Origin of the sequence: Spiroplasma endosymbiont of Poecilobothrus nobilitatus (assembly GCF_964030655.1) — a bacterium.
Lineage (GTDB): Bacteria > Bacillota_I > Bacilli_A > Mycoplasmatales > Mycoplasmataceae > Spiroplasma.
Window position 1 is genome coordinate 534,574 of record NZ_OZ034915.1, and the last position, 15,180, is coordinate 549,753.

Annotated in this window: 12 protein-coding genes and 3 pseudogenes; 12 read left to right on the forward strand and 3 right to left on the reverse strand. The window is 27.8% G+C overall.

All coding sequences use genetic code 4. The features are described 5' to 3' along the window. Positions 1-53 precede the first annotated feature (53 nt). Entirely contained in the window at positions 54-1,937 is a 1,884-nt protein-coding gene (locus AAHM76_RS03095) for a prolipoprotein diacylglyceryl transferase (RefSeq protein ID WP_342256637.1), read from the reverse strand. 336 nt (positions 1,938-2,273) lie between these two features. On the opposite strand from AAHM76_RS03095, the pseudogene AAHM76_RS08440 reads away from it, so the two are divergent. The 4 genes and pseudogenes from AAHM76_RS08440 to AAHM76_RS03110 form a co-directional block, all read left to right on the forward strand. Continuing rightward, positions 2,274-2,333 (forward strand): annotated as a pseudogene (locus AAHM76_RS08440) (hypothetical protein); the annotation flags it as partial. Between the two features lie 99 nt (positions 2,334-2,432). Then, positions 2,433-2,963 (forward strand): hypothetical protein, encoded by a 531-nt coding sequence (locus AAHM76_RS03100; protein WP_342256638.1) that lies wholly within the window; start codon positions 2,433-2,435, stop codon positions 2,961-2,963. A gap of 473 nt (positions 2,964-3,436) precedes the next feature. Beyond that, complete coding sequence (locus AAHM76_RS03105; protein ID WP_342256639.1) at positions 3,437-4,372, forward strand: RluA family pseudouridine synthase; 936 nt, start codon at positions 3,437-3,439, stop codon at positions 4,370-4,372. A gap of 25 nt (positions 4,373-4,397) precedes the next feature. Beyond that, positions 4,398-6,263 (forward strand): transporter, encoded by a 1,866-nt coding sequence (locus tag AAHM76_RS03110; RefSeq protein ID WP_342256640.1) that lies wholly within the window; start codon positions 4,398-4,400, stop codon positions 6,261-6,263. 19 nt (positions 6,264-6,282) lie between these two features. Here the strand turns inward: AAHM76_RS03110 and AAHM76_RS03115 are convergent, their stop codons facing one another. Continuing rightward, positions 6,283-7,269 carry an NAD(P)/FAD-dependent oxidoreductase gene (locus tag AAHM76_RS03115; RefSeq protein WP_342256641.1) on the reverse strand — a complete coding sequence of 329 codons (987 nt, stop codon included), beginning with the start codon at positions 7,267-7,269 and terminating at the stop codon, positions 6,283-6,285. Between the two features lie 113 nt (positions 7,270-7,382). Here AAHM76_RS03115 and tsaE point away from each other — a divergent pair, with 113 nt between their 5' ends. Genes tsaE through AAHM76_RS03130 form a run of 3 tightly spaced genes read left to right on the forward strand, consistent with a single transcriptional unit; the run spans position 7,383 to position 8,724 of the window. Beyond that, the gene (tsaE, locus tag AAHM76_RS03120) at positions 7,383-7,844 is read left to right on the forward strand and encodes a tRNA (adenosine(37)-N6)-threonylcarbamoyltransferase complex ATPase subunit type 1 TsaE (RefSeq protein ID WP_342256828.1); all 462 of its coding nucleotides are present in this window, start codon (positions 7,383-7,385) and stop codon (positions 7,842-7,844) included. Between the two features lies 1 nt (position 7,845). Beyond that, positions 7,846-8,418: a tRNA (adenosine(37)-N6)-threonylcarbamoyltransferase complex dimerization subunit type 1 TsaB gene (gene tsaB, locus AAHM76_RS03125; protein ID WP_342256642.1), complete on the forward strand. Its 573-nt coding sequence runs from the start codon at positions 7,846-7,848 to the stop codon at positions 8,416-8,418. Next, a complete protein-coding gene (locus tag AAHM76_RS03130) occupies positions 8,419-8,724 on the forward strand; it encodes a GNAT family N-acetyltransferase (protein WP_342256643.1) in 306 nt (101 codons plus the stop codon). Between the two features lie 31 nt (positions 8,725-8,755). Here the strand turns inward: AAHM76_RS03130 and AAHM76_RS03135 are convergent. Continuing rightward, positions 8,756-9,867 (reverse strand): annotated as a pseudogene (locus AAHM76_RS03135) (IS3 family transposase). Positions 9,868-10,129: 262 nt separating this feature from the next. On the opposite strand from AAHM76_RS03135, the pseudogene AAHM76_RS08445 reads away from it, so the two are divergent. The 5 genes and pseudogenes from AAHM76_RS08445 to AAHM76_RS03165 all read left to right on the forward strand — a co-directional run bounded on the left by AAHM76_RS08445 (position 10,130) and on the right by AAHM76_RS03165 (position 15,159). Next, a pseudogene (locus AAHM76_RS08445) lies at positions 10,130-10,845 on the forward strand (YebC/PmpR family DNA-binding transcriptional regulator). Positions 10,846-10,951: 106 nt separating this feature from the next. Next, positions 10,952-11,566 carry a hypothetical protein gene (locus AAHM76_RS03150; protein WP_342256646.1) on the forward strand — a complete coding sequence of 205 codons (615 nt, stop codon included), beginning with the start codon at positions 10,952-10,954 and terminating at the stop codon, positions 11,564-11,566. Between the two features lie 63 nt (positions 11,567-11,629). Beyond that, on the forward strand, positions 11,630-13,657 hold the full coding sequence (locus AAHM76_RS03155) for a DUF2779 domain-containing protein (protein ID WP_342256647.1): 2,028 nt from the start codon (positions 11,630-11,632) through the stop codon (positions 13,655-13,657). Further along, positions 13,644-14,603 (forward strand): methionyl-tRNA formyltransferase, encoded by a 960-nt coding sequence (fmt, locus tag AAHM76_RS03160; RefSeq protein WP_342256648.1) that lies wholly within the window; start codon positions 13,644-13,646, stop codon positions 14,601-14,603. Before AAHM76_RS03155 ends, fmt begins: the two co-directional genes overlap by 14 nt. After that, entirely contained in the window at positions 14,584-15,159 is a 576-nt protein-coding gene (locus tag AAHM76_RS03165) for a hypothetical protein (protein ID WP_342256649.1), read from the forward strand. Before fmt ends, AAHM76_RS03165 begins: the two co-directional genes overlap by 20 nt. Positions 15,160-15,180 lie beyond the last annotated feature (21 nt).

Here is a 15,180-nt window from a genome sequence, read left to right on the forward strand (position 1 = left end):
AAAAATTTAACAAAATCTTTTTTTATTTTACTTACTTTTTGGGGTGCAGTCTTTTATTCTCATTTTAATTTAAAAGAAATTTTTTTATTAAAGTAATAAAATTGATTTTCTTTAAATTGGAATTTTGATATTTCAATTTTTTTAGCCTTTGGATTAATTTTTAATTCATCAAAAGCAATTAAATCATTAAAATCAAGATTAAAAATTGTTATTTTTTGTTCATTAATATGAGGATAAAATTGATACCAACTCGTTTTAATTTCACTCGCCTTTTCAGGAGTATGAATAATATCATTTAATAATAATCCCAATTGTTTTTTCGTTAAGGTAAAATAATTATTATCATAAGGTTTTGATAAGATTAATGTTGTTTGTTGTAAAATTTTACTTAAATTAAATTTAAAAGTTTGATTAACAACTAATTCATCGATAAATTTATTATTTTTTGCTGGTAAAGCAACTATTTTAAAACTATAATTAATAACTTCGTGCTTGTTTCCTTCTTGTTGATTTATTTTAACATATTTTAATTTAAAATATTTTTCAAAAGGTTCACCTTGATATCCTAAGAATTCCATAACTTTTGTCTTAATGACTACTGGTAATTTATTAACATAATTATCTTCGCCAATAATAATATTATTATTTAAATATTTTTCAAATTTTCATGTTTGCAAACTATGAAAATCAACATATTCTTTTTCATACATAAATCCATTTTTACGAAATTTTTTCGGCGCTCCTCATTGCGCATAAATTGCTAATCCTAAACCAATTAGGGCAATTAAAATTAAGACCGTATAATCTAGCGTACGATGATTTTTAATAAATAAACTTGTGTCATTATCACGTTGTGTTTCTAAAATAAAACGAATCAAATTTCATAAAAAGAAATAAAAACCAGTTTGCACCCCGCTACGTGTGATTGCATAACGCCCCGGATTATTTAATTTTGTTAATGCAGCACTATCATTATGTCATCATTTTTTAATTCTATTGGTAAAACCAGTTTGTTTTTTTGAACTATCTATTTGCCCACTTCTTTTAGCCATTTCGTCTAATTGCTTTTGGTTTGGTACATAGTTAAAATATGCTTTATCCAAAACTTCTTTTCAAGTCATTTTATCAGGTTTAAGATATTTTCGATTAAAAAAATGAATAAAATTATATTTTAAATCAAAAGGATATTCTTTAGGATCTTTTTTTCATGGTTTTTTACTAAATAATTGTCCAACAACAGGAATAAAAAAAGTAATAAATAATCATGCTAAGAAATTAAAGAATGATTCATATAAAAAGATCGGTTGACGAAAGACAATTTCACCAAGGTTATTTGTTTCTGGTGATAAACCATCTCACTGCCATAAGTTATCACGAATAAAAGCTGGTAATCAACGTAATGAATCATATGAAGTAACACTTCCTAATAATTCATGATTAAAAAAATTACCTCAACGGCCTAATACTTGTCCTAATAAAATATTTGGAATAATACAATCAGTATAAACTCAAAGTGAAACTTTTGCTTTTCGACCAACAATGCCAAAAACAATTAAGCCAGTAATTGTTCCAAACAAAACACCACCATGAATACTCATCCCGGCTTTTCAAAACGCAAATAAAGACCAAAATGGAACATCACCTGGTTCTAATATTCAAGGATGATTAACATCATTATTAAATTTTCCAAAAAAACTAGCTCCAAATAATGAAAATGGAATAATAGCAAAAATTGATCAAATTAATGGTTCAATTGGAACCTTTTTTAATTTTAGTCGAATAAAACAGGCTAAAACCGAACAAATCATTCCTATTGTAATAAAAAAAGCATACATATGAATTCATCCGCCATATGTTGCCAAAATATTATGTGGCGTATTACTTGGCATAATTAATCCTGGATTTGGTGGTCCGCTTGTTAATAATAAACTGTTCATTTATTTTTTCACTCCTTAAGTGTTTTTATTTTCTAAATTATAAAACAATGCATAATTATTATATACCAAGTTCAAACAAAAAAGTCTATTTATTTCCTTTAATTTTGTAGAAAAATCTTGATATTTAATATTTAATATTTATAAAATATACCTAAAATTAGGTATATTTTTAATATAAGAGGTGAATAATTAATGGAAAAAATAATTTAAGAATTAATAAATAGTTTAATAGATGATCAATTTTTAGAATTTCATGAAAAAGTCAAAAAAGAAGCAGAATTAATTAAAAAACAAAAACGCTTAAATGAAATTGATCAAAAATTTAGGGATAAAGGTATTAAATATCCTAATTGTCAATCTTTTTATTGTGTTAAAAATGGTCATAATCCTGAAGGGAAACAAAAATATTTATGCAAAAAATGTCGTGCTAGTTTTGATGCTTTTCGTGATCATTTTACGTATTGAAGTCATTTAAATTATGAACAGTGAAATTTATTGATTCAAATTTCATTATTAGGCCAATCTAGTAAAATGATTTCCCACTTTATTAAAACATCACCGAAAACCGCTTGATATAATCGCCAAAAAATAATGAAATCAAAACAATTAGAAAACACCAAATTAAAATTTAAAACGTTAAATGGCCAAATTCAAATCGATGAAACATTTATTAAAGAAATCCACAAAGGTAATTTTAAAGATAAATTTGATAAAAGAAAAATTCATCTTGATTCATTTTCAACCAACACTAAATGTTGTATTCAAATGGCTGTTAATAGTAATAATAATATTTATGTTAAATCAACCAACACAAAACGATTACAAAAACAGTGAATTATTGAAAATATTAATAAACAATTAATCAAAGAAAATTCAATTATTATTTCTGACATGCAACCATTATATTTATTAGTAGCAAAACAAACAAATTATATTTTATTAGCAACTAAAACTAGTACAAATCCTGATGCTAGTTATCGGAAGTTAAATAAAATTAGTAAATTACAATCAAATCTTAAAGAATAATTAATTCATTATCATGGCTTAGGTTTCACGAACATTCAAAATTATTTAAATCTCTGAAAATGAAAATACCAGCATAAAGGTTTAACGCCAAACCAACAATCATCGGTATTATATTTTAACGTATAAAAAAGTTAAATAACAATATTAAACCTTTATTGAAAAGAAATTTATAAAAATATCATTTATTTTGTGTAGGGAAAACAGAATAACATCTGTTTTTATGATAAAAGTTCTAAATTTAAAGATACTATCCGATGAATAATGCAAATAAATTTATTTTTTTAATAGAAAAATAAAAAAACAATCTCACAAGAATTGTTTTTTTGCCGGCTCATCGTACATGACGCCTAAAAGTTGAAGAAAAACAGAAAGCAAAAAATGATAAACATTCTAAAATAATAGCTTAGAATGTTTTTTCTTCGGATAATGGTTAACTTTCATTATATAATTAATACTAGGAAAACGGGGGAAGTATGGAACCAAAAACAGTTGTTACTTTAACAGTTAAAGCAAATGATATTAATCAAACAATTTTTAATTTTATTAAGAAAATGTTTCAAACAACTCCGTTGTCAGTTATTTATAAGTTATTTCGTAATAAAAAAATTAAAGTAAATAACAAAGCAATGAAAGAACGAAATTATAAACTTCAATTAGGAGATCAAATTATTATTTTTGATAAAAATTTAGTTGTAACAGAACGAAACCAGACAGTAACTTATAATAATGTTGCAACATTACCATTACAAGTTGTTTATGAAGATGAAAACATCCTTGTTGTTGATAAACGACATTGAGTAGAAATGCACTCAAAGTTTCATACTTCATTAGATGCTATGGCGCAACATTATTTAATCCAAAAAGATGAATATCATCCGCAGGATGAACAGTCATTTGTCATTTCCCATGTTCATCGATTAGATAAATTAACACGAGGATTAGTGCTATATGCTAAAAATAAAATTACATTAGATTTGTTATTAGCTAAAATTAACCAAAAAGAATTTATTGAAAAGAAATATTTAGCAAAGTGTGAAGGAATTATTAAAGAAAATGATTTTACCCTTAGTGGTTATTTATATAAAGATGAAGATAAAAAAATGGTTTTTACTAAAACAGAGCAACCACATGCTAAAGTAGTTAAAACACATTTTAAAATTCAAGATCAGATATCAAATGCAACGTGATTGGAAGCAACATTAATAACTGGCCGTAAGCATCAGATTCGGGCTTCATTAAGTTATTTACATCATCCCATTATTAATGATGTTAAATATGGAGCAAAACAAGAAACAAAGAAGTATATGATTGCTTTATATGCAACAACCTTAATCTTTCATCAATTGCCAGACCATTTAAGCTATTTAAATGAAAAGATTATTAAAATTCCAGAAAATATTATAAAATAAAAATATTAGGAATGAGGTGAAGTAATTGTCAACAAGAAGAGGAATTTTTAGTATTTTAATCGGGGCTTTTACTTCGTTAATTGGAACATGTTTTCAATTTACGCTAATGTATTTATTAATTCGTAGTTATGGTTCGCAGTTTAATGGGTTTGTAAAGAATAGCGTTGCAATTGTTGCTTTTTTAGGAACAGTGGAAGGTGGCTTAGGGGCCATTACTGTTATTTTTTTAGTAAAACCATTGTTACAAAAAGATTGAATTAAAGCAAATGAAATGGTTAATACAGCAAAGCATCAATATAAAATATCAGGGTACATTGGTATTATTTTATTAATTGCAATTGCTGTTGGGTATAGTGCTTATATTTATTTATTTGAAAAGAATTTTAGTATTTTATGAAATGATGAAACAATTAGTTATCCGTTATGAAAAATGATTTTAATTGTATTTATTATTGGGTCAAAAAACTTAATTGCATTATTTTGAACAGCAGCGTATGAAAACTTAATGCAAGCTGATCAAAATAATCATTTACGCCGTTTAATTTTAATGATTTGTGATTTAATCTCATATTCAATTGTTTTCTACTTAATTTCAATTGCAATAGACCTTGTTTTTGTCTTTTTAATTTTCTTACTTTACTCTGTAATGAAAGGAAGTTTAGTTTATTTATTTATTAAGTTACATTATCCTTGAGTTCGTATTGATCGCCAACGCGATAACATGCAACTAGTTAAATCAAGTAATATTGTTGTGTTTAAAAATATTGGCGAAACATTGTTAATTAATGGTGATGTTATTATTACGGCGCTGTTATTAGGGTTACGAATATCATCAACCTTATCGCTATATATGACAATTACGGTTGGAGTTCGTAGCATTATAATGATTTTAATTAATTCCTTTCGTGAATTTTTTGCTGCATGAACAGCAAAAAATGGTCGGGTTGATTGACAGAGTTATATGAAATTTGAAACATATGCTTTTATGATAGCTGGTTTCTTGTTTGTTAACCAGTTTATTTTATCACCATATTTTGTGACAACATTGTATGCGCCACAAATTATTGAACAAATTCGAACTAGTGATTCAACATTAAATCCATGAACATCACAAGAACGTGAAATTTTTAAAAGTATCTTTTATCAGCCAGCCTTTTCATTATTAGTTGCTTTAAGTTCTGTTTTTATTGTCTTAGCTGAACCCGCAAATGTTTTGGTATATGCTAAAGCAAATTATAAACAAACCGTAATTCCGACTTTCATTATTGGTTGTCTTAACATTGTCTTTTGTTTTTTTAGTGCTTTACTGTGACGTTTTGGCTTTAATAATTTAGAAGCTGCATTATATAGTATTTTAATTATTACTTGCTTAATGAGTTTTTTACGTTTTTTATACTTATGATGTTATAATTGAATATTTTTAACTTATAATAGTAACTTTAAAGGTGTTTTTCGAAATTGAATGATTTTGTTAGTGCCAATGGTTATTGCTATTTTAGTTAATTATTTATTTTTATCAAAAACACATAATCCTAATCAAATTTATAATATTAATTTACAGCCAGTTTGAGGATGACAAAAATTATTAAATTTCTTCTTTGGTTTAATCTTTGCTTCCTTGTTTGTTATTTTTGCTAATTCAATCTTTTGAGCACCCGGTTCTGTTCGAGGGATCTTCTTACGGTTACCACTTGTTTATAAAATTTGAACTAAACGCCAAGATAAAATGCGAATTCTATGTCGTAAAAAATATGAAGATGATTTTATTACCTTAACGGAACCAGAAATGCCATATCAAAAAATGTGGGAACGAGAAGAAACTTTACGTAAAAATACGAAAAAAATAGAGAATGATGAACCAAATAAAGAAATTTATAAGCTAACAGGATAAAAAATAAGTTATTACTAACTTATTTTTTAATATCGCTTAAATAACCAGGATGGTATTTTTGACCATGAATAATTTTTGTAATATTATAAAGCGCATTAATAGCTTCACCAAATCCAGTTACCATATTATAATATTTTCCTTCATAATAAGCACTATTTCCAGCTGCAAAGATATGAGGATGACTTGTTTGCCTAGTTGGATCAATAATAATTTTTCGCATTGGAGTTGTTGTTAAAGCTAATTGTTGTAACATTGTTGGTACAACTTTTGTTCCATATTGAACAATAAAATAATCAGCTGTAATAGTTAATGGTTCATGTGTTGTTTCATGTCCTAATGTTAAAGCGGTAATTTTATTATCAATTGTCTCAACTGTTTTAACATGATAAGGTTTTAATTCGGTCACCTTATTTTGTTGTAATTTTTGGACATTGTTTTCTTTAGCTCGGTATAATGTGCGACGATGGATAATTGTAACATCTTTACTAATGTTATCTTCAATCAAATAATTTGCCCAATCAACAGCACTATCACCACCACCAAGAATAACAATTTTCTTGTTTGCTAAAAGGGCTGGGTTTTTAACAGCATATCATAAGTTTTCATATTCTTGGTGAGGATCAATATGTTCTAGACGAATAGGGGTAAAAACACCATTTCCACTTGTAATTAAAATTGTTTTAACTGTAAATGTTTGGTTAGTTGTTAAAGTAATAGTAAATCCATCAGTTTTTTCAAGGATATTACTAATGTTAGTTTTACCAATGTATGTTATTTGCTCCGTATTTTTTTTTGCTTGGTTAATTAAATTCTCAATAAATGTTTTAGTTTTAATTTCGCCAAATCCGGGCATATCATATAATGGTTTTTCTGGATATAATTCTCATGGTTGTCCACCAGGAGTATCGTTTCCTTCAATTATATAGCCACTTAATCCTAACATGCCAGCACAACTCCAAGCATATAAACCAACCGGCCCAGCCCCAATAATTAAAATATCTTTCATTTATTTATAACAACCTTTCTAATTTTTCTGCACTTTAATTATTACATATTTTTCTAAAAGTCTAGCACAATAATTAATTCCTAGATATAATTATAAAAGAGAGTGAAATATTGATGAAAATAATTGTTAAAAATGAGATAGCAACAAAACTTTTAGCTGAAAAAATTGCTCTGTTTTTACATCCTAATTTATGCTTATTATTAGATGGACCGTTAGCCGCCGGGAAAACAACTTTTACAAAATATTTATTAAAAGCGTTAGGGGTGACTACTCCTGTTACTTCACCAACGTTTTTAATTATGCAACAATATACGACAAATCAGCAAGTTATTGTTAACCATATGGATTGCTATCGATTGTTAGGTTTAGAACAAGAAGAAAAATGAGAAATGTATTTTGAACATTTTTCTGATAGTATTAATATCATTGAATGACCAGCGGTAATTAGTAACCAGTTAAGTTCAAAGTACGAGGTAATTAAAATTACCATTAAGATAATTAATGAGGATGAACGAATTTTTACCATTAAAACCAACAATAAACATTTACAAAGCGCATTAGGAAAAGAGGGATAAGATGTTAAATCTATTTATTGATACTAGTACTGATTTTTTAATTTTAATTTTAGAACAAAAGCAAAAAATCATTGGTCAAGTTTACCAAAACCATGCTCGTCGTCATACTGAAGCAACATTACCAGCAATTAAACAGTTATTAGGTCAGCATCAATTAAAATTAAAAGACATTAATAATTTTTATTTAACAACTGGTCCAGGTAGTTATACTGGCGTTCGTATTCCAATGACAATTGTGAAAACAGTTAAAGTAATTAATCCGGCGATTAATGTTTATACAATTAATACATTGCTTTATCAGGCCGGGCTAGATAATGTTGTTTCAATGCTTGATGCTCGGAGTGGAAAACGGTATTTTGCGGTAATTAGTAATGATGTAGAAGTGATTCCAAGGCAAGTTATTGATTATGAAACTTGTATTGAAATTACAAAGCAATTTCCAGGTTATGAGTTTCGTTATGATTTACAAGAAATTGATTTTGTTCAAAATTATTTTGTTCTAAAAAAGCATTTTACATTAGTTGAAGATATTTTTGCTTTAGAGCCACAGTATTTAAAAAAGGATTGAAGTTAAATGGTTATTTTAAAACCAGTTAATAATAGTGATGCTTTATTATTATTTTTATTAGAACAAGAAAATTATCCACACAATTATTATAAATATCGTAATTTAATTCAAATGATTAATAACACAAATTATCTTGTTTATAAATTAATTGTCAAAAATAATCTCTATGGTTATTTTATTTTAATGTATAGTGGGGATGATTTTCAATTAATACGATTAACAGTTAAAAAGCGTTATCACCATCAAGGTTATGGCCAACAAATGTTAAAATATATTCTAACACATTTTTCATATCAACAAATCTTTTTATAAGTTGGAATGGCAACACTTTTTAGGACACTTTTTATATGGACATTTGTTTTCTAAAAGTAACTGGAGATAAATAATTTAAACTGCCATGAATTCGAATATTGTTATATCAATGCACAAAATCAAAAAGTTCGTATTTTAATTGTGTTAAATTTTTAAATTTTTTACCCTTAATAAATTCAGTTTTAAAAGTTTTGTAAGTTGTTTCAGCCACAGCATTATCATAAGGGCAGCCTTTATTGCTTAATGATCTTTTAATATTAAAAGTTATTAAAATTTCATCAATGATTTTATTTTTAAACTCATTACCACAATCAGTATGAAATAGAGTTATTTGATTTAATGGTCGTGTTATTTTATGAAAAGCTTGTTGGACCAGTTCGGATGTTTTATTCGGCCCAGCACTATAACCAATTATTTCACGATTAAACAAGTCAATTAATAAACAAATATAATGTCATTTAGCGCCAACTTGAACATATGTTAAATCACTAACAATAACTTCATTAGGTTTTTTGTTGTTAAATTGACGATTTAAAATATTATTAATTTGGTCATTATTGACTGTTGTTTTATGATTATGATATTTTAATTTGGTGTATTTAGAAACAAAATTATTTTTGATCATAAAGAATCTGATTTTTCGCCGCGATAAGATGATATCTTTTCTGTTTAAAATAACTTTAATTTTGCGAGCCCCATAAATTTTGCGACTTTTATTAAAGGCACTTATAATTTCTTGTTCATAATTATTAACTTGCTTGTTAATACATTTATTAGTTTGATAATAATACGTTGATTTTGATAAACCCAAAATCTTACATATTTTTCTTACTGAATATTTTGTTTTGTTGTTATTAATTATTGTTATTTTTTGGCCATTATCAGTGCGGCTTGCTTTAAAATGTCATTTTCCATTTTCAAGTCTTTAAGTTATTTTCGTAAAGTTATTATTTCATTTTCTTCTAGTGTGCGATTGTCTTTTGCTTTAAATGAACCAGAATTATTATAATTTTTAACTCAACTATAAATAGTTGGTTTTGGTAAATTATATTCTTGCCCTAGATTAATAACACTTTTACCATTTTTATATAGCATGACAATTTGTTTTTTAAATTCTTCAGAGTATGAAGTTTTATTTCCCATTTTTATATTCCTTCTTTCTTAATAATTTTATCTAATTTTGAAGTCTATATAATTATGGTCCTAATAATTGTAGCTTATCCAAGTTAAATGAACATAATTTGGTTGCTCAACAATTATATTTAAAGCATGGGTTTAAGATTATTCGAGCAATTGCCCAATATTATGGTGCAGAAAATGGATACTTAATGGTTTATCATCACTAACTTTATTTAATTTTACGGTATAATATATAAGAAAAAATTAGGTGGTAAAGGAGAAAAAAATGGGAAGAGCATTTGAAGTCCGCAAACAATCAATGGCAGCAACAGCTGCTAAAAAAGCAATATTATATAATCGCGTTGCTAGGGAAATTTATTTAGCAGCACGCGAAGGAAGTGTTGATCCCAATGCTAATTTAGCATTACGTAATGCAATTGATAAAGCAAAAGCAAAACAAGTTCCACGTGTTGTTATTGAACGTGCGATTAAAAAAGAAAGTGGAAAAGATAATGAAAATTACCAAGCAATTAGTTATGAAGGGTATGTACCGGGGGGAAGTACAATTATTGTTGATACATTGACAAATAATGTTAACCGCGCGCTGTTGCAGAAGTACGCAATTGTTTTACTAAAACGGGTGGTAAACTAGGAGTTAATGGAGCTGTTGTGAATTTTTGATCATTTAGCAGTGTTTGCTTTTACAGGTAAAACGGGTTAAGAAGTATTAGAATTATTATTACTAGCAGATTGTGATATTAATGATGTTGTTGCTGAAGATGGACAAATTGTTGTTATGCGCCAGTAACAGAATTTAATAGTGTTAAAACTGCATTAGATCAAGCCTAGATTACAACATTTCAAATGACAGAAATTACAATGCTGCCCCATGACCGTATTGCTTTACAAGAAGATGGCGCTGAACAATTTGAAAAAATGTTAAATATGTTAGATAACATTGATGATGTGCAAGATGTTTATCAAAATGTTTTACTTGCTTAGTTCGGAGTGAAAAACAGGAAAACAACTTGGGAAATTAGAAACAATTGAAAAATTATCGTTAATAGTGCATAATAATAGTAAAGTAAAAAAAGGAGTTTAGATAATAATGTCAAATTTTTTGGGTGGTAGTATGACAATGAATGTGATTTTAGTCGTAATTGTAGTCGCAGTTATTATTTTTGCAATTGTTTCTTCAATTATGGGACGAAAAGCACAATGCATTGAACGAGAAAAACGAAAAAAAAAAGTTAAAGATAAAATTAAACAATATATTAAAGATAATGATAATCGTAAAAACTTAAGATTAGAATATGAAAAAGTTATTGCTCGTAAAGGAAAAGAATTTAAATATCGCGATATTTTTGATGTTATTGTTGATATTTATGAAGCAAAAACAAATGCTTTCTTAGAACAAAAAGCTTTTGAAATTGAAGGTATTTCAAAAAAAAATAGTAAAAAACAATATGAAACAACTTGAATTGTTAACCAAGAAATTGATTTAGAGGAAACAAAACACCGGATTGAAATTAGTGAAAAAAAAGTTAAGTTAACAAAAGAAGAAAAAAAAGCAGCAAAAATTGCGGCAAGAAAAGAATATGAAGCACATCGTGCTGAAATGCTTAAAAAGCGTGAAGAAGAACGGAAATTGCGTAAAGATGGACAACTTTCTGTTGAAGAACGCCCAAAACCAAAACCAGAGAAATTTGTCCCTAGAAAATAAGTCCTATCTTATTTTCTTTGTCTTTAAAAAGCAAATCCGAAATAACGAAAGTGAAGTGCAATAATGGATTTAGAAATCACTTTAAAAAAAGAAGATTTTAAACGATTTAAAAAATGTTTTAAAATTGCTTGAACATTGGCTTCACTAAGTAATTTAAAAACAGCGCAAGAATGAGTGACAGCTCAAAAAATTTCGGTCTTTTTTGATTTGCAAGATAATATTAACAGTAACAAAATTGATGAAGCCATTTTTATTGATGATGATGAAAATGACGAGGGAAAAGATTTATTTCAACCACATTTATATGATTTAGCGCTAGAAACTTATTGACCAGCAGATGAGGACACGGATAGTAATGATGTTCGAACTTTATCAGACGAGGTCCAAACAACGATGACAGATGTTCAAATTGATTTTTATCCTGGTGAAACAATTGCTGATGGGAATGAAGTTGGCCAACACGCGCGAGAATATTTTATGCGTGATCATAACTATTTTAATTTAGAACATTACAGCAAGAAAATTGCTTTTGCAAAGACAACTGAAGTGTTAGCAAATCCAAACTATGATGTTTATTTTGAACCATCTTTTGTTTATAACAATTGTATTACAAAGTGTGATATTTTAAAGAAACTTCCAGATGGTACTTATCATTTAATTGAGGTTAAAGCTTCAACTGGTCGGAAATATGATAAAGAAGCACAAATATATGTTGATAAGAATGTTAAGGATGAATATGGTTATGATGTTGCCTATCAGTATTATGTTTTAACTGGGGCAGGTTTAACAATTAGTCGGGTTTCATTAATGTTGTTAAATTCGGAGTATCAACGGGTTGGTGATATTGATGATGAGCAGTTGTTTATGTTTCAAGATTGTTATAAATTGCCAACCAAAACCTTACCTGCTATTAGTTTATTAGAATTTTGTCAGCAAATGATGACCGGACAATTTGCCAAACGCGTTGAAAAGAATCGCATCATTACTGATGATTTAGCTTTAATTAAACATTATTTTATGCAACCAGTTGAAACAATTTTTCCGTTATTTAGGAAGGAACAATGTTTCAATGGAAAAGGTGATCGTTATGGTTATTGCCAACATGTTACTAGTTATTTGCCACCGCATCATAGTGTCTTTAAGTTAACCCGTGGGATGGAAAAAAAGACATTATTAAAATATCAAGAACACATTGATTTGTTAAAAGATATTGTGTTACCATTTACCTTTAAACAATTAACGCGACAAAAAAAACAAATTTTATTTTCAGAAAAACAACAACGCCAAATTCTTGCTGTTCAAGATAATGCACCAGTTGTTGTTCCAAAGAAGGTTGCTATTATTAATCAAATTTTAGAACAGTATCAGTATCCAATATATATGTATGATTTTGAAACAATGAAAGCGGCAGTTCCTCGCTTTGAATATTCATATTCTTATCAACAAATTCCGTTTCAATATTCAGTCCATCTTATTAAAGATAATCACTTTGATTATCAAGATGAAACGACAATGGAACATTATGCCTTTTTAGCAGATGGTGAAGGTGAACCACGCTTAACACTAATTAAACATTTAGTTACTGATTTATTTAGGCATGGTGGAGGGGTTTATGTTGCTTATTATAAGAGTTTTGAATGTAATGTTTTAGCCGAATTAATTAGTTATTTAACAATCTTAATTAATCAAAGTCGCAATGAGGAACTTATTACAACTTATCAAGATTGACAAAAAAAATTAAGGATTATTCGAAATAAAACAATTGATTTAATGGATTTTTTTCAGGATTTTATGATTTATAAGAAAGAATTTTATGGTTCAGCTTCAATTAAAAAAACACAACCAGCATTTGATAATCAATTTACTTATCAAGCATTAAAGGTGCAAAAAGGTGATATGGCGAGTGAAATCTTTCGTCGCCGGGTGGAAAATAATATTCCAATGACCATTTGACAAAAATCATTTCGAGGAGAAATGTTAAAATATTGTAATCGGGATACATTAGCAATGGTTGTCATTTATCAACACATTGTTCGTTTAATGGGGCCTTTAACATCAATTAAAGGAGGGAAAAAAGATGCAAAAATATAGAGTAATTTTTATGGGAACGCCAATCTTTGCAACAGCTGTTTTAAAAGCTTTACAAAAGTTAGCGCCAGCAATTGAAATAATTGGAATTGTTACCCAACCTGATCGTAAAATTGGACGCCAGCAACTGGTTCAATTTTCCCCCGTCAAAGAATTTGCCTTAAAAAATCAGATTCCTGTTTTTCAACCAGAAAAAATTAATGATCTTTATACAGAATTAGGAACTTTACAGCCAGATGTTATTGTAACGTGTGCTTATGGGCAATTTATTCCAGAGCGAATTTTAAAATTAACACGCATTAATTGTATTAATGTTCATGCTTCGTTATTACCAAAATTACGTGGTGGCGCGCCCATTCATAAGGCTATTATTTATGGTGAACGAGAAACTGGGATTACACTAATGAAAATGATTAAAAAAATGGATGCAGGAGAAATGTATGTTCAAACAGCATTTCCAATTAGTCCCGCCGAAACAGCTTTATCTTTGCATGGCCGGTTAATGGTTTTGGCAGGAATAATGATTGAAAAACATTTATTAGATATTATTACTGGTAAAATTAAAGGAACACCACAGGATGATAGTCAAGCAACATTTTCTTATAATATTACACGTAATGAAGAAAAAGTAAATTGGTTTTTACCAAAACAAAAAATTGTTGACCAAATTCGTGGATTATATGCATGACCAATTGCTTATACAACTGTTAATAATATTCATTATAAATTGCATCAATCAATGATTACTTTAGAACCATTAGCGGAAAAAGACGCTGATTTTGTAAATGGGACAATTATTGATATTTCAAAATTAGGGATTAAAGTTAAAGTTGAAGATGGTTATTTACTAATTACGCGTTTACAACGCGAGGGGAAAAAAGTAACTGATGCTAAAAATTACTATCATAATGCCTCGTCAGAAATTATGGTTGGAAATATTTTTATTTAAAATGTATCGTTTAAAATCACTAAAATATTTAGCAACAACAGGGTTAACTACCGCTTCGTTAGTAGTTATTGCTTATATTTCCCAATTTATTCAGTTTAATTTTGGCGTTGGTAAAGGGATTATTCAGTTAGCAGATGGGTTATTTTTAGGTTTAATAACGTTAATCAAAGGTCCAATGCTATTAATTAGTGGTATTTTGTATGTAACAATTATTGATCTTATTACAGGTGGTTTTATTTTTATTCCTATTTCAATTTTAATTAGAATTTTAATGTTTTTAATTACTTATTTTGGTGCTCGCATTTTAATCCGTTATGGTGCTATTTTTGTTAGTTCCTTAATGTTATTATTATATGTTTTGTATAGTTATTTCTTATTTGGGCCTGATGTTGCAATTGTTGAATTAATTGCTAATGCAATTCAAATTGCTGTTGCAACAATAATGGGAATTACTTTAGCAATTGTTTTTGTTCGGATTAATGAGCATAGTACAAATAAAATTTGAGATGATGAACAATTTTTATATTATAAAAAGAGTAATTATGCTCTAAATTAGAGTGCTGGAATGGCAACACTT